The organism is Priestia megaterium NBRC 15308 = ATCC 14581 (assembly GCF_000832985.1).
GTDB lineage: Bacteria > Bacillota > Bacilli > Bacillales > Bacillaceae_H > Priestia > Priestia megaterium.
The window spans coordinates 970,157-994,021 of sequence record NZ_CP009920.1 but is presented as its reverse complement, the minus strand read 5'-3'; the positions used below and the strand labels follow the sequence as shown (position 1 = coordinate 994,021).

The following is a 23,865-nucleotide window of genomic DNA, read 5'->3' as shown; positions in this document are numbered from 1 at the left end:
AGAGTGAATGAAATAAAGGTGCTTATTGTAGATGATTCTGCATTTATGCGAAAGCTAATCGGCGATTTTTTAGCATGTGACAGTCGTTTTCACGTTGTGGGTACCGCACGTAACGGTGAAGAAGGGTTAAAAAAAGCGCTCGAGCTGTCGCCAGACATTGTGACACTTGATATTGAAATGCCCAAAATGAATGGCTTAGATATGTTAAAACAGCTCATGCGTGTGAAGCCCCTTCCTGTTGTCATGTTATCGAGTACAACAATAGAAGGTGCTGAAAATACGCTGACCGCTATGCAGTACGGCGCAGTTGATTTTGTTGCTAAACCTTCGGGAGCTATTTCGCTGGACTTACATAAAGTGAAAGATGAGCTTATCTCTAAACTATTGCTTGCTAGTAAAGCCAACATATCTTCAAGCAGTCATCAGCACGTACGAAACAGCAGTGTATATAACCTCCCGATGGGGACGAAAGTGAACAAAATGATTTGTATTGGCACTTCTACTGGAGGACCGCGTGCGCTGCAAGAAGTATTATCAACTGTTTCAAAAGACATAAGCGCACCTATTTTTATTGTGCAGCATATGCCTCCAAATTTCACAAAATCATTAGCGCTTAGACTAAATCAGCTAGCTGATATTGAAGTAAAAGAAGCAAAAGACAATGAAATCGTTCGCTCAGGATGTGCTTATATTGCGCCTGGAGGTTTTCATATGACGGTTGTAGAGAAAAAAGGACAGCTCAGCATTTGTTTAGATACTTCTTCATCTGTAAAGGGACATCGCCCCTCAGTGGATCGTTTGTTTCAGTCGATTAGTAAAATTTCAGGTTATCAAAAACTTGCTATTGTGTTGACAGGAATGGGTGCCGATGGAACAGAAGGGGTTATTGATTTAAAGAAAAATAAAGATGCGCTTATATTGGCTGAATCGGAAGAAACGGCTGTCATTTATGGGATGCCCAAATCAGCCGTTTCTACAAAACTTGTTGATTATATTGAACCGCTGCGAAACGTTGGAAGCTTTATTTCTCGCTACGCACAGAAATAGGAGGGAAAGTTACGATGGATATGAATCAATATCTAGAAGTGTTTATTGAAGAAAGCAGGGAACATCTTCAAAACGTTAATGACCAGCTAATGCGTTTTGAAAAAAATACCGATGATCTTGGCTATGTAAACGAAATTTTTCGGTCTGCTCATACGTTAAAAGGTATGTCTGCAACAATGGGATTTGATGATTTAGCACAATTAACTCACAAAATGGAAAACGTGTTAGATGCTGTTCGAAATCACCAACTCGACGTTCATACGGAAGTTCTTGATGCTTTGTTTGAATCAGTCGATGCGCTAGAAATAATGGTTCAATCTATTTCTGAAGGCGGCGATGGTCAGCTTGATGTCAAATTGCTTGTTCAAAAGCTGCAGCGTATTGTAGCAGAGGAACCTGTAGCACAGCATGCAGCTTCTTCCATTGAGTACGATGAATTAGTACAAACGCTGCTCAGCCAAACAGCAGACCAAGGATTTAACGCGTTTGAAATAACCGTACAGCTTGAACGCACCTGCTTATTAAAAGCTGCACGCGCTTATATGGTATTTGATGTGTTAGAGCAAGCAGGAGACGTCATTAAGTCAGCGCCAACTGTTCAAGATATCGAACAGGAAAAATTTGAATTATCTTTTATCGTTTTACTAGTAACAAACGAATCACAAGAAAAGCTGCAGGCGAGCATTATGGAAGTCTCTGAGGTAGAAAGTGTGAAAATTGCTGCGGTCCCCGTAAAAAAGGAGACAGAAATGGAGGGGCTTGTTTCATCAGAAGTAGCAACAGCCATACAGGAAGTTACTATGTCAGAACCTTCCAAATCGCCTGTTGAAGAGAAAAGACAGCCCTCAAATAACAAGACGATTCGAGTTAATATTGACCGTTTGGACAGTCTTATGAATTTGTTTGAAGAACTGGTTATTGATAGAGGCAGGTTAGAACAAATATCAAAAGAATTGAATAATAGCGAATTAGACGAAACGGTAGAGCGGATGTCTCGTATTTCGGGAGACTTGCAAACAATTATTTTAAACATGCGTATGGTGCCTGTAGAAACCGTTTTTAATCGTTTTCCCCGTATGGTGAGACAGCTTTCAAAAGATTTAGGGAAACAAATTGAACTTCAAATTGTCGGAGCTGATACAGAGCTGGACCGAACCGTCATTGATGAAATTGGAGATCCGCTTGTTCACTTATTAAGAAATGCCGTTGACCACGGAATTGAAATGCCTCAAGCACGCTTAGAGAACGGAAAGAATGAAAAGGGAACGATTCGCCTTAAAGCTTATCATAGCGGAAATCATGTCTTTATTGATTTAGAAGATGACGGGGCGGGCATCAATCGTGAAAAGGTACTGCAAAAAGCGTTGGATCGAGGAATTATTGATGGGAAAACAGCTGAAACGCTGACGGATAAACAAGTGTACGAGCTCATTTTTGCTTCGGGCTTTTCGACGGCTGAGCAGATTTCAGATGTTTCCGGACGAGGAGTAGGTTTAGATGTCGTGAAAAACACGATTGAATCGCTAGGGGGTTCTGTAACGATCGATTCTAACGAAGGATACGGTTCGCGTTTTTCTATTCAACTGCCGCTCACTCTTTCTATCATTTCTGCTTTACTCGTGCAAATGAGTGAAGAGCGCTATGCCTTGCCGCTTTCTTCGATTATTGAAACAGCTATTGTTCAGCCCAAAGAGGTCATGCATGTACACGGTCAAAAGGTTATTGACTTTCGAGGAGCCATTATTCCTCTTCTTGATTTAAAAGAACTATTCACTGTGCCTAACTCGGTACAAGATGATCATTATTCAGTAGTCATCGTGAAAAAAGGAGAAAAGACCGCTGGGCTAATTGTTGATTCTTTTATCGGTCAGCAGGAAATTGTTTTAAAATCTTTAGGTCATTATCTGCCGGGTGTGTTTGCTATTTCAGGAGCCACGATTTTAGGGGATGGACAAGTAGCACTTATCATTGATTGCAACGCTTTGATTAAATAACAAATGCTGTGAAAAGAAAGGGAGAAAGGCATGAAAATTATTGTGTTTCAATTGGGAGACGAGGAGTACGGAATCTCAGTAGAAGAAGTGCAGTCGATTGAAAAGATTCAGCACATAACACGCGTTCCTGGAGTAAAAGAATATGTAAAAGGTGTTATTAACCTTCGCGGTGTTATTACACCGATTATTGATTTGCGCACTCGTTTTAACTTGCAAGAACAGCTTAACCATGAGCTGACACGTATTATTATGGTTCGTCTTAATGATGTAGAAGCAGGTTTGATTGTCGATGCGGCAAATGATGTAGTGGATATTGATGAAAAAACGATTGCTTCAGTGCCTGAAACAGTTGAAGGAACAGCTGTTGAATACTTAAACGGAGTCGTTAAAGTAGATAGCCGTTTAATTGTTCTTCTAAATTTACCTAAAGTGCTCTCTTTAGAAGACCACCTCCAGTGAGTCAAACGAATAATGGATATCACGCTGAAGGTTCTAGGAGTTGAAGAATCGTGAGAGATGATAAACAAGTGATTAAGGTAGGAATTGCCGAGATGAATGTTACACATGCACCCGCAGTGCTTCGAACAGCGGGATTAGGATCATGTGTAGGAGTTGTCGTTTATGACTCTGTTCACTCAGTAGCTGGGCTCGCTCATGTGATGCTTCCGGATTCAAGCGGAGCTAAATGTCCTTTTAATAGAGCTAAATATGCAGATACAGCCATTTTTGATTTGGTAAATATGTTGATTAAACAAGGCGCACATAGAAAATTGTTAAAAGCAAAAATAGCAGGAGGCGCGCAGATGTTTCAATTTGAACCAAGAAATGATGTCATGCGAATTGGCCTTCGAAATGTTCAAGCAGTAGAGAGAGAGCTGCATAGAAACAGTGTAGAAATTGCAGCAAAAGCTACAGGAGGACACAACGGACGCACAATTGAATTTGATCCTCAAACGGCTATTTTAAAGGTTCGTACGATTAACGAAGGGATAAAAACGATATAAAGCGCGCTCTGATCGTTTAATAGCGCTATAAAAAGGAGTTGAAAGACCCTTGAAAAGTATACAAGAAGTTGAAGAACATAAAATTTGGCAGGAATGGAGAGAGACGAGAGACTCACATGCGGGAAACATGCTTGTTAAAAAGTATATGCCGCTCGTTAACTATCACGTTCAGCGGATTAGCGTGGGGCTGCCGAAAAATATTCATAAAGAAGAGCTTCGTAGTTTAGGGTTAATCGGTCTTTACGATGCTTTGGAAAAGTTTGATTACGGTAGAGACTTAAAGTTTGATACATATGCGTCTTTTCGAATTCGAGGGGCGATAATAGACGGGCTTCGTAAAGAAGACTGGTTATCAAGAAGCGCAAGGGAAAAGACGAAAAGGATTGAGCAAGCAACAGAAGCACTTGAACAAAGATACTTGCGCAGAGTTGCACCAAGTGAGGTTGCAAAAGAAGTAGGCATGACAGAAGCAGATGTCGTTCATACGATGAATGAAGGCTTTTTAGCTAACGTGTTGTCAATGGAAGAACAGCCGAAAGAGTATGAAGATGGAGAACAAAAATATACGATTAAAGATGAAAAAACGCTCTCTCCTGAAGAGGAGCTAATTAACGACGAACGATATCAAGAGCTTGCTGAAGTTATCGAGCAGCTAAATGAAAAAGAGCAGCTCGTTGTTTCATTATTCTATAAAGAAGAGTTGACTTTTACAGAAATCGCACAGCTGTTAGGGCTATCTACTTCACGTATTTCTCAAATTCATTCGAAAGCGCTGTTTAAAATGCGTACGAGTTTAAGTAAAATAATTTAGCAAAGAGGTAAAAGGATGGGGTTTTTACTCACAGTTAGTTTTTTAATTCATGGTCTATCACTGTTTTGCATTATTCTTTTATATATGCAAGTGACCAAAGTGAAAAGGATTGAACGCTTGCACCAGCAAAATATAAATAAAATGGAAGCTGCGATGGGTTCATATCTCGCTGAATTTCAAGAACAAAACGAACAGTTTTTAAGGCAGCTTCGAGAGCGTTCGACTTCGCTTTCTTCGGAAGTGGAAAAAAGTAGCGTAAAATCACCTTTGGTAGATGAAGAAGACGTGCCTGTTCAAAGGGTGGATCTAAAAAGTGAGCCGTCCCAGTCGCTGCATGAACTTCTTTCTATAGAAGAAAATCAGAAGCATATATGCACACCTTTTGATGAATTAACTACAGACCAAATTCAAGATTTGTCAGGTGAAGAGATAAAAGAATTTTCTGTTTATTTAAAGAGAAAAGGTTTAACAATTGAAGAAATTGCAAAACATTTACACAGAGGGAAAACTGAAATTGAATTATTATTGAAATTTCATCAATAAACTTAATGAAACGCTTGCTTGTGAAAAAGGAGTGTGCTATATTTGTTTTTGGTGTTATTACACACGCTTGTTGATTCGGTTGATGGTGCTACTTTTTGTAGTTTCGGCTGAAGATGAAATGAGCGGAGGAGACTTAAAACCATTAGGAGGAAAAACACATGTCAGTAATTTCAATGAAACAATTACTAGAAGCTGGTGTACATTTCGGTCACCAAACTCGCCGTTGGAACCCAAAGATGAAGAAATACATCTTCACTGAGCGTAACGGCATCTACATTATCGATCTTCAAAAAACAGTTAAGAAAGTAGAAGAAGCGTACAAATTCGTTAAAGAATTAGCTGCAGACGGCGGTACTGTTTTATTCGTAGGTACGAAAAAACAAGCTCAAGATTCTGTTAAAGAAGAAGCAGCTCGCGCTGGTATGTACTTTGTTAACCAACGTTGGTTAGGTGGTACATTAACTAACTTCTCAACTATCCAAAAACGTATCAAACGTTTAAAAGATATCGAAAAAATGCAAGAAGACGGTACTTTCGAAGTACTACCTAAGAAAGAAGTAGTTCAACTTAAAAAAGAGTTAGAGCGTCTTGAAAAATTCTTAGGCGGCATTAAAGATATGAAACAACTTCCAGATGCATTATTCATCATTGACCCTCGTAAAGAGCGTATTGCAGTAGCGGAAGCTAAAAAATTACACATTCCAATCGTTGGTATCGTAGACACTAACTGTGATCCAGACGAAATTGATTATGTAATCCCTGCAAACGATGATGCAATTCGTGCTGTTAAACTTTTAACTTCTAAAGTTGCTGATGCTATTCTAGAAGCTAAACAAGGTGAAGAAACAGCAGTTGAAACTGAAACAACTACTGCTTAATTCCGTGAAAGGTGATAAGAGGGAATAGCCTTTTATCACCTTTTTTTGAAAAGATTTAACCCATTTATATACATTAATTACATACCCAAACAAGGAGGCTACACATTATGGCAATTACTGCTCAAATGGTAAAAGAATTACGTGAAAAAACTGGCGCTGGTATGATGGATTGTAAAAAAGCGTTAACTGAAACTAACGGTGATATGGAGCAAGCAATCGATTTCTTACGTGAAAAAGGTATTGCAAAAGCTGCTAAAAAATCAGACCGTATTGCTGCTGAAGGTCTAACTTACATCGAAACTCAAGGTAACGAAGCTGTTATCTTAGAAGTTAACTCTGAAACTGATTTCGTTGCGAAAAACGAAGGTTTCCAAAAATTAACAAAAGAATTAGCTGCTCACATCTTAGCTAACAAACCAGCTGACGCTGCTGAAGCTGCTACTCAAAAAATGGAAAACGGTGCAACTGTTGAAGAACACATCAACTCTGCAATCGCTACAATCGGAGAAAAATTATCTCTACGTCGTTTTGCTGTAGCAACAAAAACTGATGCTGATGCATTCGGTGCTTATCTACATGCTGGCGGACGTATCGGTGTGTTAACAGTATTATCTGGTACAACTGAAGAAGCTGTTGCAAAAGACGTTGCTATGCACATTGCTGCAATCAACCCTAAATACATCTCTCGTGACCAAGTTTCTGCTGAAGAAACTGAGCGTGAGCGCGAAGTATTAACTCAACAAGCATTAAACGAAGGCAAACCAGAAAAAATCGTTGCAAAAATGGTTGAAGGTCGCCTTGGCAAATTTTTCGAAGATATTTGCTTACTAGATCAAACATTTGTTAAAAATCCTGATCAAAAAGTACGTCAGTTCGTTGAGAGCAAAGGCGCTACTGTTGAAAGCTTCGTTCGTTTTGAAGTAGGAGAAGGTATTGAGAAACGTCAAGACAACTTCGCTGAAGAAGTAATGAACCAAGTTAAAAAGTAAGGGTTTGACCGTATAGGGAACACTGTGTGTTCCCTTTTTTACAAAAGAGATCTCACCGTTAACGATGGAGGTAAGCATGAGTCAAGCAAAATATAATCGTATCGTATTAAAGTTAAGTGGAGAAGCATTAGCTGGTGAAGAGGGTTTTGGTATTAACCCATCCATCATCAAATCTGTTGCTGAACAAGTAAAAGCCGTTTATGAATTAGGTGTGGAAATTGCTGTAGTCGTTGGTGGTGGAAACATTTGGCGTGGTAAAATTGGCAGTGAAATGGGTATGGATCGTGCCGCTGCTGATTATATGGGAATGCTAGCAACAGTAATGAACTCTTTGGCTCTTCAAGATAGCTTAGAGAACATTGGTGTGCAAACACGAGTTCAGACTTCTATCGAGATGAGACAAGTAGCAGAGCCTTATATTAGAAGAAAAGCTGTTCGTCATCTCGAGAAAAAACGCGTTGTTATCTTCGCCGCGGGTACAGGAAACCCTTATTTCTCTACAGATACAACAGCAGCTTTGCGTGCAGCTGAAATTGAAGCTGACGTGATCTTAATGGCTAAAAACAACGTAGATGGCGTTTATAATGCGGATCCTAAGCTTGTACCTGATGCTGTAAAATACGAAACATTAACGTATATTGATGTTTTAAAAGATGGACTAGCTGTGATGGATTCTACAGCTTCTTCATTATGTATGGACAATGATATTCCGCTAATTGTTTTTTCAATTACGGAAGAAGGCAATATTAAACGTGCCGTTACAGGCGAAAACATTGGAACAATTGTAAAGGGGAAATAAACATGCCAAAACAAGTGTTGCAAAACGCAAAAGAAAGAATGGAAAAAGCAATTCAATCATTTAGCCGCGAACTAGCATCAATTCGTGCTGGACGTGCAAGCGCGTCACTTCTTGACCGCGTAACGGTAGAATACTACGGTGCACCAACACCAATTAACCAATTGGCGCAAGTAAGCGTGCCTGAAGCTCGTATGCTTGTTATTCAGCCTTATGACAAATCACAAATTGGTGAGGTTGAAAAAGCTATTTTAAAATCTGACTTAGGGTTAACACCTACAAGCGATGGAACTATTATCCGTTTATCGATTCCTGCTTTAACGGAAGAGCGTCGTCGTGAGTTAGTGAAAATGGTGAAAAAATATGCTGAAGAAGCAAAAGTTGCGGTTCGTAACGTACGCCGTGATGCAAACGATGATTTCAAAAAGTTAGAGAAAAAAGGTGAAATTACTGAAGACGATTTACGCGGCTACAGTGATGACATTCAAAAGCTAACAGATGATCATATTGTAAAAGTGGATAAAGTGGCGAAAGATAAAGAAGAAGAAATTATGGCAGTTTAAGTCATTTCAAGGTAAAATATATTGTAAAAGACCCTCTATTGTTTACAGGGGGTTTTTTTGTTAATAATGTGTAGTAAGAAAAAACTCACATAAGCCACACGTTTATGTGAGAGCGTACAACGGGGGACCTTTGCATGTTAAGAAAATTTCAAGCATGGAAGAAAAGTCAAGATTTAAATACACTGTCTTTGTCAGAACGAAAAGATCAAGTGAAACAGCACCCTGTTCCTGAACATATTGCAATTATTATGGATGGGAACGGTCGTTGGGCGCAAAAACGAGCTCTTCCTCGCATGATGGGCCATCATGAAGGAATGAAGGTAGTACGTCATGTGACCAGATCGGCCAATGAATTAGGTGTTAAAGTATTAACTTTATATGCATTTTCCACTGAAAATTGGAAGCGCCCCAAAATTGAAGTCGAGTTTTTAATGAAACTGCCAGAGGAATTTTTAACAACCTTTCTGCCTGAGCTAATTGAAAAAAATGTGCAAGTTCGTATTATGGGGGATAAAAGTGAGCTCCCTGCCCATACGATTCGAGCCGTGGATAATGCAATTGAAAAAACAAAGCATAACACAGGGCTGATTTTAAACTTCGCGCTCAATTACGGTAGCCGTCACGAAATCATGGGCGCTATTCAGTCATTGGTAGAAGATGTAGAACAGGGAAAAGTAGCTTCCTCTTCTATTTCAGAAAATTTATTTTCTTCCTATTTAATGAGCAAAAGCCTTCCAGATCCGGATTTGCTTATTCGTACAAGCGGTGAGCTTCGCTTAAGTAATTTTATGCTTTGGCAGCTAGCTTACACAGAGTTTTGGTTTACAGAAGTATTATGGCCAGATTTTAAAGAAAATCATTTAATCGAAGCAGTCGAGGCGTTTCAAAAGCGCGGTCGCCGCTTTGGTGGTGTATAAGAAGGTGTGGAAAACAAGATGAAACAGCGCATTATCACCGCGATTGTAGCACTTGCGGTATTTGTGCCGATTGTTTTAATTGGAGGGTTACCTTTTACCCTTATCATGTATGTAATCGGAACAGTTGGTGTAATTGAGCTTTTAAAAATGAAACATTTGAAAGCAATGTCTTTTCCAAGTATCATTAGTTTATTGCTAACCTGGGTGTTTTTACTACCAAATGGAAGAGATGTTGCATTTCAATTCTTAAGTGAACATAAGATAGAAGTAGCGCTTGCTGCTGTCCTTCTTTTATTAATGTACACGGTTGTAGTTAAAAATAAATTTACCTTCGATGACGTTGGGTTTATTTTATTAACGACAGTATATGTTGGCTTTGGCTTTCATTATTTTATCGAGGTTCGTCAAGAGTTCGGCTTAGCTTATTTGTTCTTTGCTTTTCTTATTATTTGGGCGACGGATTCTGGAGCTTATTTTATTGGACGAGCAATGGGAAAACGAAAGCTATGGCCGGAAATCAGTCCCAATAAAACAATTGAAGGTTTTGTCGGTGGCATCGTATGCGCTATTATAGTAGCCATTGTATTTAAGCTGTTAGCAAATATTGATCAAACTATGATCGAACTACTTGTAATTGGTATTATCGTATCGTTATTTGGACAGATGGGTGATCTTGTACAATCAGCGTTCAAACGTCACTATGGCGTAAAAGATTCAGGAAAGATTTTACCAGGTCATGGTGGGATTTTAGACCGTTTTGACAGTTTAATGTTCATCATGCCAATTTTAGCTTTTTTATTATCTCTATAAAAAAGATGTCTTTGTTTTAATAGGAGTGAATATACTTGAAGAAAATTTCCTTGTTAGGAGCTACAGGTTCAATCGGTACTCAAACCGTTGATATTGTTCGAGCGCATCCGGAGCATTTTGAGCTCTCAGCAATCTCTGTAGGTCGAAATATTAATGAAGCAAGAAAGATTATTCAGCAGTGTAAGCCAGCCCTTGTTTCTGTGATGAAGAAAGAAGATTGTCTGTCACTGCAAGCAGAATTCCCTTCTATTCGATTTGTTTATGGAGAAGAAGGGCTTGTGGAAGTGGCGACTCATCCATCCACAGAAGTTTTAGTAAATGCTGTTCTTGGAAGTGTAGGGTTGACTCCTACGCTAGAAGCAATCAAAATGAGAAAAACGATTGCTATTGCAAATAAGGAGACACTTGTTACCGCTGGTCACCTTGTCATGGAAGCAGCCAAGGAATATGGCGCTGATATTTTACCGGTAGACAGTGAGCACTCAGCTATTTTTCAAAGTTTGCAAGGGCAAGATCAAAAAGCAATAGACCGTTTAATTTTAACGGCTTCTGGAGGAAGCTTTCGAGATAAAACGAGAGCAGAACTACAGGGAGTAACGGTTGAAGATGCATTAAATCATCCAAACTGGTCGATGGGAGCTAAAATTACAATTGATTCGGCAACGATGATGAATAAGGGGTTAGAAGTGATTGAAGCACATTGGCTTTTTGATCTTCCCTATGAGAAAATTGATGTATTGTTACATAAGGAAAGCATCATTCATTCTATGGTAGAGTATTCGGATACAAGCGTTATTGCTCAGCTTGGAACGCCTGATATGCGCGTGCCAATTCAATACGCGTTAACGTATCCAAAACGCATGTCTTTGCCTAACACCAAGCGTTTAAGTTTGGCGGATATTGGTCAGCTTCACTTCGATAAAATGGATGAAGAGCGTTTTCGCTGTTTAGCTTTTGCATTTGAGGCTGGCAAAGCGGGTGGAACACTTCCGACTGTTTTAAACGCAGCTAATGAAGAAGCTGTTCAAGCCTTTTTAGATGGTCACATTACATTTTTACAAATTGAAGATGTGATTGAAAAAGCAATGAATGAACATACTGTAATACAGAAACCTTGTTTATCTACTATTAAAGAAGTAGATTTAGAAGCAAGAGAGTTTGTTAGATCCGCCATCTCTCGATAATGTGCGTGCGAGAGAAGCCACTCACTTATTTCTGGGGGGTGGAGATTTGACTCTATTACATGAAGGGGGTAATACCCATTGAACACAGTCATTGCGTTTGTCGTCATTTTTGGAGCTCTTGTATTCTTTCATGAGCTTGGTCATTTAGTTTTTGCAAAGCGTGCAGGCATCTTATGTCGTGAGTTTGCCATTGGGTTTGGTCCCAAAATCTTTTCGTTTAAACGAGATGAAACAGTTTATACCATTCGCTTGCTGCCTCTAGGTGGATTTGTTCGAATGGCTGGAGAAGACCCAGAAATGATCGAAGTAAAGCCTGGTCAAATGGTGGGCCTCATGTTTGATAAGGAAGGCAAAGTAAATAAAGTCATTATTAATAACAAGGAACAGCATCCAAATGCAAAAGTTATTGAGGTAGAGCAAGCAGACTTAGAGCATAATCTATTTATTTCAGGTTATGAAGAAGGTGAAGATGAACGTCTGCAAAAATTCGAGGTAGCAGAAGAATCTTACTTCGTTATGGACGGAGAAGAAATTCAAATTGCACCTTACAGCCGTCAGTTTGCTTCTAAAACTCTTGGTCAGCGTGCGCTAGCCATTTTCGCTGGTCCGCTAATGAACTTTATATTAGCCTTTGTTATTTTTATCGTTCTTGGGATTTCTCAAGGATATGTTGTTGACAAACCCGTGATGGGCAAATTAACATCAGATGGAGTAGCCGTTGATGCGGGACTCAAACAAGGAGATAAAGTTCAAGCAATTGATGGACAAAGTGTTTCAACGTGGGATGATGTCGTAAAAGTAATTCAAAAACATCCTGAACAGCAAATTACATTCACGGTTCAGCGCGGCGGCAAAACGCTAGATATTCCGATTACACCTGAAAGTCGCAAAGTTGGGGAACAGACAATTGGATTAATTGGCGTATATGCACCGGTTGAAAAGTCATTCATTGGTTCGATCACGCACGGAGCTACTGAGACATATACGTGGATGAAAGAAATCTTAACGGGTCTAGGGAAGCTTGTGACAGGACAGTTCAAACTGGATATGCTTTCTGGTCCTGTAGGTATTTACGCAGCAACCGATCAAGTAGCACAGTCAGGCATTTATTATCTAATGAAATGGGCAGCCGTTTTAAGTATTAACTTAGGGATTGTCAATTTGCTTCCACTTCCTGCTTTAGATGGAGGACGACTGTTGTTCTTCGCTGTAGAAGGAATTCGCGGTAAGCCAATTGATCGTCAAAAAGAAGGCGTTGTTCATTTTATCGGTTTTGCTTTATTAATGCTGCTGATGCTCGTTGTAACGTGGAACGATATTCAAAAGTTCTTTTTATAAGACATACGCTCAGCGAGGGATATTCCCTCGCTGATTATATGAAAATTGCGGCATGGTCCGCCTTAAAAAAATAAGATAGAGAAGTAAGCAAAGAGGTGCGAGGTTATGAGACAAAGTTCTACATTGATTCCTACATTAAGAGAAGTGCCAGCTGATGCGGATATAAAAAGCCATCAGCTTCTATTGCGCGCAGGTTATATGCGCCAAAATGCAAGCGGCGTGTACAGCTTTTTACCGCTTGGTAAGCGCGTATTGCAAAAAGTTGAACAAATTGTTCGTGAAGAGATGGACCGTGCAGGTTCTGTCGAATTATTAATGCCTGCTTTACAACAAGCTGAATTGTGGCAAGAGTCTGGCCGCTGGTATTCATACGGACCTGAGTTAATGCGTATGAAAGATCGTCACGGCCGTGAATTTGCTTTGGGAGCAACACACGAAGAAGTTATCACAAGCTTGCTTCGTGACGAAGTGAAGTCATACAAACGTTTACCGCTAAATTTATATCAAATTCAAACGAAGTTCCGCGATGAAAAACGTCCACGCTTTGGCTTATTACGCGGTCGTGAATTTATTATGAAAGATGCATATTCGTTTCATGCTTCTCAAGAAAGTTTAGATGAAGTATATGATAAAATGTTTGCTGCCTACAGCCGCATCTTTGAGCGCTGCGGATTAAATTTCCGTGCTGTTATCGCTGATTCAGGTGCAATGGGCGGAAAAGATACGCATGAATTTATGGTTCTTTCTGAAATCGGGGAAGATACAATCGCTTATTCAGATACATCTTCTTATGCAGCAAATGTTGAAATGGCACCGGTTGTAAATACGTATGGAAAATCAGGTGAAGCTGAAAAAGAATTAACAAAAGTGGAAACACCAAATCAGCATAGCATTGAAGACGTAGCTGCTTTCTTAAATGTTGAAGCGACTTCTTGTATCAAGTCCCTTTTATTTAAAGTAGATGATCGTTTTGTGCTTGTACTTGTTCGCGGGGATCACGAAGTAAACGATATTAAAGTGAAAAACTATTTTGAAGCTTCCGTTGTTGAACTGGCAACTCCAGAAGAAACAAAAGAAGTATTAAAATGCGCAGTTGGTTCAGTAGGACCGATTGGAGTAAGTGATTCAGTAGAAGTGGTAGCTGATCATGCGGTAAAAGCAATTGCTAACGGTGTATGCGGAGCAAATGAAGAAGGTTATCACTACACAAATGTGAATGAGCGTAACTTTAATGCAACTTACGAAGATTTCCGCTTCATCCAAGAAGGGGATCAGTCACCGGATGGACAAGGCGTTATTAAGTTTGCTAAAGGTATTGAAGTCGGACACGTCTTTAAGCTAGGAACGCGCTACAGTGAAGCGATGGGAGCAACGTATCTAGATGAGAACGGACGCAGCCAGCCAATGATTATGGGCTGCTATGGTATCGGTGTTTCTCGTACAGTAGCTGCGATTGCAGAACAATTTAATGATGAAAACGGTCTTCTATGGCCAGAAGCTGTTACGCCTTATCAAGTGCACGTTATTCCAGTTAACGTGAAAAATGATGAACAGCGTGAACTAGGTGAGAAATTATATAATGAGTTATTAGATAATCGCTTTGAAGTGCTGTTAGACGACCGCCAAGAGCGTGCAGGAGTAAAATTTGCAGATTCAGATCTAATTGGTCTTCCTGTTCGAGTAACAGTTGGTAAACGTGCATCTGAAGGAATTGTAGAAGTAAAAGTACGCAAAACTGGGGAGTCATTAGAAGTGTCAGTTGACAATCTTGTTTCAACAGTGAAAGAACTGCTAGCGAAGTAATGAAGCAGCGGGGATTTGTATCCCTGCTGTTTTTATGTTTATAAACAGAACATATGACAGAATAGAAGTCATTTATGTTAAAATAGATTGCACTCATTTATAAAAGGAGGCAGAAAACTTGGAAGCACAAACGCTAGGAAAAAAAGAGCGTTTTAAGTTGCTGCTGCAGCAGTTAGAGCTGACGAGTGATCAAATTGTTCCTTACTTTGAAAACGCAGCGATTGAAAAGCTCGTCATTCAGAAAGAACAAAAAAAATGGCATTTCCATTTTTCTTTAGAAGGGTTATTACCTTTTGAGATTTATGAGTTATTCCATGCTCGCATTTCTTCAGCTTTTTCTCATATTGCGAGTGTTTCTTTTTCTATTCAAACCGTTAATAAAGAATGTACGGAAGAGCATGTACAGTCATATTGGAAGCATTGTATTGGAGAAATGCAGGGCATATCTCCCCTTTTACAGTCGCTTTTACAAGATCAAATGCCGAGATTGAACGGTGCCAAATTGATTGTGAACGCACGACATGATGCAGAAGGAACGGCTTTACGTAAAAAGTATAGTCAGTTAATTGCTGATCAGTATGCGTCCTATGGGTTTCCGAACCTTCAGCTAATGACGGAAGTTGTACATTCAGAAGAAGCATTTCAGCAGTTTGTAGAGCAACGAAAACAAGAAGATACAGAAAAAGTATTACAAGCCATCACAGAAATGCAAAATAAAGAAAATGAAAAAAGTGATGGACCAGACCTACCAAAAGGTCCGCTTACAATTGGATATACGATTAAAGACGAGACGGTTCGCCTGGATTCCATTGTGGATGAAGAAAAGCGAATTGCCGTTGAAGGCTACGTATTTGATGCAGAAACGAGAGAATTACGAAGCGGACGTACGCTTCTTATTTTTAAAGTGACAGATTATACAAACTCTATTATGGTTAAAATGTTTTCGCGTGATAAAGAAGATATTCCTTTACTTCAAGCGATTAAAAAAGGAATGTGGGTGAAGGTTCGCGGAAGTGTACAAAACGATACATTTGTTCGTGATCTAGTTATGATTGGAAATGATGTTAACGAGATTACCGGTCCCGCTAGACAGGATACAGCGCCTGAAGATGAAAAGCGTGTGGAACTTCACTTGCATACGCCAATGAGTCAAATGGATGCCGTTTCATCTGTTGGAGCTTTAGTCGGACAAGCCAAAAAATGGGGACATCCGGCTGTAGCGATAACTGATCACGCGGTTGCACAGTCGTTTCCTGAAGCGTATGGAGCCGGGAAAAAGAACGGCATTAAAATACTGTACGGAGTGGAAGTCAATTTAGTAGACGACGGCGTGCCGATTGCCTATAATCCGCAGCATGTGGATTTGACAGAAGCAACTTACGTCGTATTTGACGTCGAAACAACCGGTTTGTCAGCCGTATACGATACCATTATTGAACTTGCTGCCGTGAAGATGAAAGAAGGCGAAATCATCGATCGATTTGAACGATTTGCAAATCCTCATCATCCTCTGTCTGCAACAACAATTGAGCTGACGGGTATTACAGATGATATGGTCCAAAATGCGCCTGAAATCTCAGAAGTACTTCGGGATTTTCACGAGTGGATGGGCGACAGTATTTTAGTCGCTCATAATGCAAGCTTTGATATGGGATTTTTAAATATGGGACTGCAAAAAATCGGATTAGAAAAAGCAGCTAACGGCGTTATTGATACGCTTGAACTCGGAAGATTTTTGTATCCGCATATGAAAAACCATCGTTTAAATACTCTTGCTAAAAAGTTTGATATTGAACTTGTGCAGCATCACCGCGCGATTTACGATGCGGAAACAACTGGCTATTTGTTAAATAAAATGCTGAAAGATGCATTTGAACGCGAAATTACGATGCACGATCGCTTAAATGATTATATGGGAGAAGGGAATGCATATCAGCGGGCCCGTCCTTATCATGCCACGCTTTTAGCACAAAACGACGTAGGTTTAAAAAATCTATTTAAACTCGTTTCGATTTCTCATTTAAATTACTTTTATCGAGTTCCGCGAATTCCAAGATCTCAGCTCGATAAATATCGAGAAGGCATCTTGATTGGAACCGCATGTGACCGAGGCGAAGTATTCGAAGGCATGATGCAAAAAGGAATTGATGAAGTAGAAGGAGCAGCTGAATTTTATGATTACATCGAAGTGCAGCCCCCTGACAACTACAAGCACTTAATTGAACTGGATTTAGTGCGGGATGAGAAAGCCTTAAAAGATATTATCAGCAATATTGTGAAGCTTGGTGAAAAGCTTGGAAAGCCGGTTGTAGCAACAGGAAATGTTCACTATCTCAATCCGGAAGACAAAATTTACCGAAAAATTTTAATTGGTTCACAAGGCGGGGCTAACCCGTTAAACCGTCATCAGCTGCCGGATGTTCATTTTAGATCAACGGATGAGATGCTGAATTGTTTTTCATTTTTAGACGGGAACAAAGCGAAAGAAATTGTTGTTCATAATACGCAAAAAATAGCGGATATGATTGACGATATTAAACCAATTAAAGATGATTTATATACGCCAAAAATTGAAGGTGCAGACGAAGAAATGCGTGAAATGAGCTATGCGATGGCACGCAGCATCTACGGTGAAGAGCTGCCTGAAGTAGTAGAAGCCCGTCTAGAGAAAGAGTTGAAAAGTATTATCGGCCACGGGTTTGCCGTTATTTACTTGATCTCGCATAAACTCGTTAAAAAATCGTTGAATGATGGTTACTTAGTTGGTTCACGTGGTTCCGTAGGGTCTTCATTCGTTGCGACGATGACGGAAATTACAGAAGTAAATCCACTGCCGCCGCATTATGTTTGTCCAAAATGTAAGAAATCCGAGTTTTTTAATGACGGTTCCGTTGGTTCCGGATTCGACTTGCCGGACAAAAGCTGCGACGATTGTGGCGTACCATTTATTAAAGATGGACACGATATTCCGTTTGAAACGTTCTTAGGATTCAAAGGAGACAAAGTTCCCGATATCGATTTGAACTTCTCCGGAGAGTATCAGCCGCGAGCTCACAACTATACAAAAGTACTGTTTGGAGAAGATAATGTATATCGCGCGGGAACAATCGGTACAGTAGCCGAAAAAACAGCTTATGGCTATGTAAAAGGCTATGCCGGTGACCGTGATTTACATTTACGAAACGCAGAAGTGGATCGTTTAGTAGCAGGATGTACGGGCGTAAAACGTACAACGGGTCAGCATCCAGGGGGGATTATCGTTGTGCCGGACTATATGGATATCTTCGATTTTTCACCGATCCAGTTTCCAGCTGATGACCGTAATTCCGAGTGGAGAACAACTCATTTTGACTTCCATTCGATTCATGATAATTTATTAAAACTTGATATACTCGGACACGATGATCCGACCGTGATTCGCATGCTTCAAGATTTAAGTGGAATTGATCCAAAAACGATTCCGACGGATGATCCTGAAGTGATGAAAATTTTTAGTGGAACGGAATCACTTGGCGTAACAGAAGAGCAAATTATGTGTAAAACAGGAACGCTTGGCATACCTGAATTTGGAACGCGCTTTGTGCGTCAAATGTTAGAAGATACGAAGCCAACGACGTTTTCAGAGCTTGTTCAAATCTCGGGACTGTCGCACGGGACGGACGTATGGCTTGGTAATGCACAGGAGCTAATTCGCAATGATATTTGCAACTTAAGTGAAGTAATCGGCTGTCGTGATGACATCATGGTTTATCTGATTTATCAAGGTCTTGAACCTTCACTTGCCTTTAAAATTATGGAGTCTGTACGTAAAGGGAAAGGGCTAACACCTGAATTTGAAGAGGAAATGATCAAAAATGGTGTTCCGGACTGGTATATTGATTCTTGTAAAAAGATTAAGTATATGTTCCCTAAAGCCCATGCGGCTGCTTATGTATTGATGGCCGTGCGTATTGCTTATTTCAAAGTGCACCACGCGCTTCTTTATTACGCAGCATACTTTACGGTTCGTGCAGATGACTTTGATATTGATACGATGATCAAAGGGTCAACTGCCATTCGAGCGAAGATGGAAGAAATCAATGCCAAAGGTTTAGATGCATCTCCTAAAGAGAAAAACTTATTAACGGTGCTTGAGCTTTCTTTAGAAATGTGCGAACGAGGCTATTCATTTAAAAAAGTAGATTTATATGAATCTAGCGCAGACGAATTTTTAATTGACGGCACGTCTTTAGTTCCACCGTTTAATGCCATTCCCGGTCTTGGCACAAATGCAGCGCTGAACATTGTAAAAGCTCGTGAAACGGGAGAGTTTTTATCGAAAGAAGACTTGCAGCAGCGAGGCAAAGTATCGAAGACGATTTTAGAGTATCTAGACAACCATGGATGCCTTGAATCATTACCTGATCAGAACCAGCTTTCTCTTTTCTAACATTTGCATAAAATAAGCGGTTATGATATAGTAATTGTGGAAATGCTAAGGATACGGACGAGAAAGAGTGGGGAAACCCGCTCTTTCTTATTGATATGAACTTACTGACATAGTAAGTAGTATGGAGAACGAATCGGCTTCTAGCATGATTCGTTTTTTCTGTAGATTTTCAATCACCATGATTGATTTATTATGTGACGTTTAAAATCCTGCAACACAAATGACAACATTTCCACTCTAGTAGGTTAGACCTCTTATAGAGTGCAAAATAAAAATAGCAAATAAACCACTCTTTTTTGATATAAGAGACATAAAAAACGCGTAACCTAAACATACCATGCAATGTCTCGAAGGGAGGATTAGAATGAGTAAAAATGTAAAACAAACAGTGGAAGAAATGGTTTCCCCTATCTTAGAGGAAATGAATTTAGAGCTTGTTGAAATTGAATACGTAAAAGAAGGAAAAGATTGGTTTTTACGTGTGTTTATCGATTCTGATACCGGCGTGGATATCGAAGACTGCGGAGCAGTAAGTGAAAAATTGAGTGAGAAAATGGATGCAGTAGATCCAATCCCTCATAACTATTTTTTAGAAGTATCATCGCCTGGTGCGGAACGCCCATTAAAAAAAGATAAAGATTTTGAACGTGCAATTGGTAAGCATGTATACATAAAAACATATGAACCAATTGAAGGTGCAAAAGAATTTGAAGGCGAATTACAATCATTTGACGGAGAAACTGTCACATTATCTATTCGTATCAAAACACGCACAAAAACGGTGGTTTTACCATATGACAAAGTCGCTTTTGCTCGATTAGCGATTGTATTTTAATGTGTAGGGGCCAATATTAAAGGGGGATTATCCAACGATGAGCAGTGAGTTATTTGATGCCTTAGTCATTCTTGAAAAAGAGAAAGGCATTAGCAAAGATGTAATTATTGAAGCAATTGAAGCAGCGCTAATTTCTGCTTACAAACGCAACTTTAACCAAGCGCAAAACGTACGCGTTGATTTAAATTTAGAAAGAGGTTCAATGCGCGTGTTTGCTCGCAAAGATGTGGTTGATGAAGTATATGATCCACGCCTGGAAATTTCGGTTGAAGAAGCACAAACAATCAACCCTAACTTCCAACTAGACGATGTGGTTGAAATCGAAGTAACGCCAAAAGACTTTGGACGCATCGCGGCTCAAACAGCAAAACAAGTTGTTACACAGCGTGTTCGTGAGGCGGAACGAGGCGTTATCTATTCAGAGTTCAGCGATCGCGAAGAAGATATTATGACAGGTATTGTTCAGCGTCAAGATTCTCGCTTCATCTATGTGAGCCTTGGCAAAATTGAAGCATTGCTTCCTCAAAGCGAGCAAATGCCAAATGAGCAGTATAAACCTCATGATCGTATTAAAGTGTATATTACGAAAGTAGAAAAAACAACAAAAGGCCCGCAAATCTATGTTTCACGTACGCACCCAGGTCTTTTAAAACGTCTTTTTGAAAAAGAAGTACCGGAAATCTATGACGGTACAGTTGAATTAAAATCAGTAGCTCGCGAAGCTGGAGACCGTTCAAAAATCTCTGTTCATTCTGAGTATGCTGAAGTAGATCCGGTCGGTTCTTGTGTTGGGCCAAAAGGTCAGCGCGTACAGGCTGTTGTAAATGAACTAAAAGGTGAAAAAATTGACATTGTTCGCTGGTCAAATGATCCAGTTGAATTTGTTGCCAACGCTTTAAGTCCATCTAAGGTAGTAGATGTGATTGTAGATGAAAATGAAAAAGCAACAACTGTTATCGTTCCTGACTATCAGCTGTCACTTGCAATTGGTAAACGTGGACAAAATGCACGTCTAGCTGCTAAGCTGACAGGCTGGAAAATTGATATTAAAAGTCAATCAGAAGCTGAACAAGAAGGTATGGTTGTAAAAAACAGCGATGATATGCTAGTAAGTCAACATGCATTTGATTCAGATGAAGATATGGAATAAGAGGTGAGCCAAGGTGAACAATCGTAAAAAAGTCCCGATGCGAAAATGTGTGGCCACTGGAGAAATGAAGCCTAAAAAAGAGCTAGTACGCGTTGTGCGCTCAAAAGAAGGCGACGTTTCAGTTGATGTAACGGGTAAAAAGTCCGGGCGCGGAGCTTATGTAAGCAAGGATAAAGAAGCAATTTTATTGGCAAAAAAGAAAAATGTGCTTTCGACACATTTAGGCGCGTCAATAGATGAAGCGGTTTATGAAGAGTTGCTAGCGCTTGTAGAAAAGGAGAAACAGTCACGCTAATGAATGAACAATGGATCTCCTTTTTAGGGCTTGCAAACCGTGCACGCAAATTGATTTCTGGAGAAGAACTTGTGGTTAGAGAAGTTCGGAAACAAAAAGCAAAGTTAGTACTTTTAGCAAGCGATGCGTCTGAAAACACAAAGAAAAAAGTAACGGATAAATGTTCTTACTATAACGTTTCGGTTAAAATCGTTCCCGATCGCTACACGCTAGGTCAAGCGATTGGTAAAGATGCTCGAGTTGTGGTAGCCGTTATGGACGAGGGATTTGCTAAAAAGCTAGCAACGATGCTCGGTTAATTTTATGGGGGTGAAAGTATTGAATAAAAATACAAAATCAACAGCTAACAAAGGAAACAATAAAGGTAACAAAAAGCCACAGGCACAAAAGTCACAGGCACCAAAAGGTAGACCAGCTCCAGCAGCTGCAAAAGAGTTACCGGAAAAAGTAACGTTTGTCGGAAGCTTAACGGTTTCTGAGTTAGCAAAAGAATTAGGCAAAGAGCCTTCTGAAATTATTAAAAAATTATTTATGCTTGGTGTAATGGCAACAATTAACCAAGAGTTAGATAAAGATTCTATCGAACTAATTGCCGGAGAATACGGTGTAGAAGTTGAAGAAGAAGTAGTAGTAGATGACACTGCTTTTGAATCATTAGAAATCATTGATGACGAAAAAGATCTTCAAGTGCGTCCTCCAGTTGTTACAATCATGGGTCACGTTGACCACGGTAAAACGACGCTTCTTGACTCTATCCGTAACACAAAAGTAACGGCTGCAGAAGCAGGCGGTATCACGCAGCATATCGGTGCTTATCAAGTTGTGGTTGATGAAAAGAAAATTACATTCCTTGATACACCAGGGCATGCTGCATTTACAACGATGCGTGCTCGCGGTGCGCAAGTAACGGATATTACAATCCTTGTTGTTGCAGCAGACGATGGTGTAATGCCTCAAACAATTGAAGCGATTAACCATGCAAAAGCGGCAGAAGTGCCAATTATTGTTGCGGTTAACAAAATGGATAAAGAAGCAGCAAATCCAGATCGCGTGATGCAAGAACTAATGGAGCACGGCCTTGTAGCTGAAGAGTGGGGCGGAGAAACAATCTTCTGTAAGCTTTCAGCCATTTCAGGTGAAGGGATCGATCAATTGCTTGAAATGATTTTACTTGTAAGTGAAGTAGAAGAGTTAAAAGCAAATCCTAACCGTCGTGCAGCAGGTACAGTTGTAGAAGCACAGCTAGATAAAGGCCGTGGGTCTGTAGCAACGCTTCTTGTTCAAACTGGTACACTACGCGTAGGTGATCCAATCGTAGTCGGAAATACGTTTGGCCGCGTTCGCGCAATGGTAAATGATATTGGCCGCCGTGTGAAGGAAGTAGGACCATCTACTCCGGTTGAGATTACTGGCTTAAACGAAGTTCCGTTAGCTGGAGATCGTTTCTTAGTGTTTGAAGATGAGAAAACAGCTCGTCAAATCGGAGAAGCTCGTGCTCAAAAGCAGCTTGAACAACAGCGCGGTGAAAAATCTCGCGTAAGCTTAGATGATTTATTTGAAAAAATTAAACAAGGTGAAATGAAAGACTTAAACCTTATCGTAAAAGCAGACGTACAAGGTTCTGTAGAAGCATTGGCTGCTGCTCTTCAAAAGATTGATGTAGAGGGTGTAAATGTTCGTATTATCCATACGGGTGTAGGTGCGATTACAGAATCTGATATCATTCTTGCAACTGCTTCTAACGCAATCGTTATCGGCTTTAACGTGCGTCCGGATGCTGGAGCAAAACGTACAGCTGACGTAGAAAACGTAGATATTCGTCTTCACCGCATTATTTATAAAGTAATTGAAGAAATTGAATCTGCGATGAAAGGAATGCTTGATCCTGAGTTTGCTGAAAAAATCATCGGTCAAGTGGAAGTACGTCAAACATTCAAAGTATCAAAAGTTGGTACAATCGCAGGAAGTTACGTAACGGACGGTAAAATTACACGTAACAGTGGAATTCGTTTAATCCGTGACGGAATTGTTATCTTTGAAGGTGAAGTAGATGTGCTAAAACGCTTTAAAGACGATGCAAAAGAAGTCGCTCAAGGATATGAGTGTGGTATTACAATTAAAAACTTCAATGATATTAAAGAAGGAGATATTATTGAAGCATATGTAATGGAGCAAATTGATCCTAAATGATTGGACTAGTGGAGTGTGAATGCTTAATTTACAATGCTGCTTCTCTTAAAGAAAAACGTGCCGTGCTTCAGCGCATCTTGATGCGCTTGAAGCAGCGGTTTAACGTATCAGTTTCAGAAACTGATTTTCAAGATGTGTGGCAACGAACAAAAATTAGCATTGTCGCAGTCTCATCTAGCCGTGTCACAACGGAACAAGAACTGCAAAAAGCGCTAAGCTTGATTGATTCTTTTCCAGAGATTGAACGTACCATTACAACTTTTGATTGGTTATAAAAGGGGTGACACAG

The 23,865-nt window shown here is 39.9% G+C and carries 21 protein-coding genes and 1 pseudogene; all 22 read left to right on the top strand.

All coding sequences use genetic code 11. From position 1 onward, the window contains the following. The first annotated feature begins 3 nt into the window (after positions 1 to 3). The 22 genes and pseudogenes from BG04_RS05635 (at position 4) to BG04_RS05530 (ending at position 23,851) form a co-directional block, all read left to right on the top strand. Positions 4 to 1,047, top strand: a complete 1,044-nt coding sequence (locus tag BG04_RS05635) for a protein-glutamate methylesterase/protein-glutamine glutaminase (protein ID WP_034649218.1) — start codon at positions 4 to 6, stop codon at positions 1,045 to 1,047. 14 nt (positions 1,048 to 1,061) lie between these two features. Beyond that, on the top strand, positions 1,062 to 3,041 hold the full coding sequence (locus BG04_RS05630) for a chemotaxis protein CheA (RefSeq protein ID WP_034649220.1): 1,980 nt from the start codon (positions 1,062 to 1,064) through the stop codon (positions 3,039 to 3,041). Between the two features lie 30 nt (positions 3,042 to 3,071). Beyond that, a complete protein-coding gene (locus BG04_RS05625) occupies positions 3,072 to 3,500 on the top strand; it encodes a chemotaxis protein CheW (protein ID WP_014458457.1) in 429 nt (142 codons plus the stop codon). 50 nt (positions 3,501 to 3,550) lie between these two features. Then, the gene (locus tag BG04_RS05620) at positions 3,551 to 4,045 is read left to right on the top strand and encodes a chemotaxis protein CheD (protein ID WP_034649223.1); all 495 of its coding nucleotides are present in this window, start codon (positions 3,551 to 3,553) and stop codon (positions 4,043 to 4,045) included. Between the two features lie 49 nt (positions 4,046 to 4,094). Beyond that, a complete protein-coding gene (locus BG04_RS05615) occupies positions 4,095 to 4,856 on the top strand; it encodes a FliA/WhiG family RNA polymerase sigma factor (protein WP_013084772.1) in 762 nt (253 codons plus the stop codon). Positions 4,857 to 4,871: 15 nt separating this feature from the next. Continuing rightward, positions 4,872 to 5,399, top strand: a complete 528-nt coding sequence (locus tag BG04_RS05610) for a hypothetical protein (RefSeq protein WP_013084771.1) — start codon at positions 4,872 to 4,874, stop codon at positions 5,397 to 5,399. A gap of 158 nt (positions 5,400 to 5,557) precedes the next feature. Beyond that, positions 5,558 to 6,277 carry a 30S ribosomal protein S2 gene (gene rpsB / locus BG04_RS05605; protein ID WP_013058850.1) on the top strand — a complete coding sequence of 240 codons (720 nt, stop codon included), beginning with the start codon at positions 5,558 to 5,560 and terminating at the stop codon, positions 6,275 to 6,277. Between the two features lie 107 nt (positions 6,278 to 6,384). Beyond that, positions 6,385 to 7,266 carry a translation elongation factor Ts gene (tsf, locus tag BG04_RS05600; RefSeq protein ID WP_013058849.1) on the top strand — a complete coding sequence of 294 codons (882 nt, stop codon included), beginning with the start codon at positions 6,385 to 6,387 and terminating at the stop codon, positions 7,264 to 7,266. A gap of 76 nt (positions 7,267 to 7,342) precedes the next feature. Continuing rightward, positions 7,343 to 8,065 (top strand): UMP kinase, encoded by a 723-nt coding sequence (gene pyrH / locus BG04_RS05595; RefSeq protein WP_013058848.1) that lies wholly within the window; start codon positions 7,343 to 7,345, stop codon positions 8,063 to 8,065. Positions 8,066 to 8,067: 2 nt separating this feature from the next. Then, positions 8,068 to 8,625 carry a ribosome recycling factor gene (gene frr / locus BG04_RS05590; protein ID WP_013058847.1) on the top strand — a complete coding sequence of 186 codons (558 nt, stop codon included), beginning with the start codon at positions 8,068 to 8,070 and terminating at the stop codon, positions 8,623 to 8,625. A gap of 134 nt (positions 8,626 to 8,759) precedes the next feature. Further along, entirely contained in the window at positions 8,760 to 9,542 is a 783-nt protein-coding gene (locus tag BG04_RS05585) for an undecaprenyl pyrophosphate synthase (RefSeq protein WP_013084770.1), read from the top strand. An 18-nt stretch (positions 9,543 to 9,560) separates the two neighbouring features. Beyond that, positions 9,561 to 10,352 carry a phosphatidate cytidylyltransferase gene (locus tag BG04_RS05580; RefSeq protein ID WP_034649227.1) on the top strand — a complete coding sequence of 264 codons (792 nt, stop codon included), beginning with the start codon at positions 9,561 to 9,563 and terminating at the stop codon, positions 10,350 to 10,352. Positions 10,353 to 10,387: 35 nt separating this feature from the next. Continuing rightward, on the top strand, positions 10,388 to 11,536 hold the full coding sequence (gene dxr / locus BG04_RS05575; protein ID WP_034649231.1) for a 1-deoxy-D-xylulose-5-phosphate reductoisomerase: 1,149 nt from the start codon (positions 10,388 to 10,390) through the stop codon (positions 11,534 to 11,536). A 78-nt stretch (positions 11,537 to 11,614) separates the two neighbouring features. Beyond that, positions 11,615 to 12,874, top strand: a complete 1,260-nt coding sequence (gene rseP, locus BG04_RS05570; protein ID WP_034649233.1) for an RIP metalloprotease RseP — start codon at positions 11,615 to 11,617, stop codon at positions 12,872 to 12,874. A gap of 105 nt (positions 12,875 to 12,979) precedes the next feature. Then, the gene (locus tag BG04_RS05565) at positions 12,980 to 14,677 is read left to right on the top strand and encodes a proline--tRNA ligase (RefSeq protein WP_034649235.1); all 1,698 of its coding nucleotides are present in this window, start codon (positions 12,980 to 12,982) and stop codon (positions 14,675 to 14,677) included. A 118-nt stretch (positions 14,678 to 14,795) separates the two neighbouring features. Continuing rightward, a complete protein-coding gene (locus tag BG04_RS05560; protein ID WP_034649236.1) occupies positions 14,796 to 19,106 on the top strand; it encodes a PolC-type DNA polymerase III in 4,311 nt (1,436 codons plus the stop codon). A gap of 364 nt (positions 19,107 to 19,470) precedes the next feature. Next, a complete protein-coding gene (rimP, locus tag BG04_RS05555; protein ID WP_013084764.1) occupies positions 19,471 to 19,941 on the top strand; it encodes a ribosome maturation factor RimP in 471 nt (156 codons plus the stop codon). A 37-nt stretch (positions 19,942 to 19,978) separates the two neighbouring features. Then, positions 19,979 to 21,091 (top strand): transcription termination factor NusA, encoded by a 1,113-nt coding sequence (nusA, locus tag BG04_RS05550; protein ID WP_013058839.1) that lies wholly within the window; start codon positions 19,979 to 19,981, stop codon positions 21,089 to 21,091. 13 nt (positions 21,092 to 21,104) lie between these two features. Continuing rightward, complete coding sequence (rnpM, locus tag BG04_RS05545) at positions 21,105 to 21,386, top strand: RNase P modulator RnpM (RefSeq protein ID WP_013058838.1); 282 nt, start codon at positions 21,105 to 21,107, stop codon at positions 21,384 to 21,386. Beyond that, positions 21,386 to 21,685: a YlxQ family RNA-binding protein gene (locus BG04_RS05540; RefSeq protein ID WP_013058837.1), complete on the top strand. Its 300-nt coding sequence runs from the start codon at positions 21,386 to 21,388 to the stop codon at positions 21,683 to 21,685. The genes rnpM and BG04_RS05540 overlap by 1 nt, the downstream gene beginning before the upstream one ends. 22 nt (positions 21,686 to 21,707) lie before the next feature. Next, positions 21,708 to 23,576: pseudogene (gene infB, locus BG04_RS05535) on the top strand (translation initiation factor IF-2); the annotation flags it as partial. Next, positions 23,573 to 23,851, top strand: a complete 279-nt coding sequence (locus BG04_RS05530) for a DUF503 domain-containing protein (protein ID WP_016765375.1) — start codon at positions 23,573 to 23,575, stop codon at positions 23,849 to 23,851. The pseudogene infB and the gene BG04_RS05530, both read left to right, overlap by 4 nt. Positions 23,852 to 23,865 lie beyond the last annotated feature (14 nt).

Bases quoted from the DNA above. Each gene is read 5' to 3' on its own strand.
- BG04_RS05630 (WP_034649220.1), top strand. From the start codon at position 1,062: ATGGATATGAATCAATATCTAGAAGTGTTTATTGAAGAAAGCAGGGAA.
- BG04_RS05625 (WP_014458457.1), top strand. From the start codon at position 3,072: ATGAAAATTATTGTGTTTCAATTGGGAGACGAGGAGTACGGAATCTCA.
- BG04_RS05610 (WP_013084771.1), top strand. From the start codon at position 4,872: ATGGGGTTTTTACTCACAGTTAGTTTTTTAATTCATGGTCTATCACTG.
- rpsB (WP_013058850.1), top strand. From the start codon at position 5,558: ATGTCAGTAATTTCAATGAAACAATTACTAGAAGCTGGTGTACATTTC.
- tsf (WP_013058849.1), top strand. From the start codon at position 6,385: ATGGCAATTACTGCTCAAATGGTAAAAGAATTACGTGAAAAAACTGGC.
- pyrH (WP_013058848.1), top strand. From the start codon at position 7,343: ATGAGTCAAGCAAAATATAATCGTATCGTATTAAAGTTAAGTGGAGAA.
- frr (WP_013058847.1), top strand. From the start codon at position 8,068: ATGCCAAAACAAGTGTTGCAAAACGCAAAAGAAAGAATGGAAAAAGCA.
- BG04_RS05585 (WP_013084770.1), top strand. From the start codon at position 8,760: ATGTTAAGAAAATTTCAAGCATGGAAGAAAAGTCAAGATTTAAATACA.
- BG04_RS05580 (WP_034649227.1), top strand. From the start codon at position 9,561: ATGAAACAGCGCATTATCACCGCGATTGTAGCACTTGCGGTATTTGTG.
- BG04_RS05565 (WP_034649235.1), top strand. From the start codon at position 12,980: ATGAGACAAAGTTCTACATTGATTCCTACATTAAGAGAAGTGCCAGCT.
- rimP (WP_013084764.1), top strand. From the start codon at position 19,471: ATGAGTAAAAATGTAAAACAAACAGTGGAAGAAATGGTTTCCCCTATC.
- nusA (WP_013058839.1), top strand. From the start codon at position 19,979: ATGAGCAGTGAGTTATTTGATGCCTTAGTCATTCTTGAAAAAGAGAAA.
- BG04_RS05540 (WP_013058837.1), top strand. From the start codon at position 21,386: ATGAATGAACAATGGATCTCCTTTTTAGGGCTTGCAAACCGTGCACGC.
- BG04_RS05530 (WP_016765375.1), top strand. From the start codon at position 23,573: ATGATTGGACTAGTGGAGTGTGAATGCTTAATTTACAATGCTGCTTCT.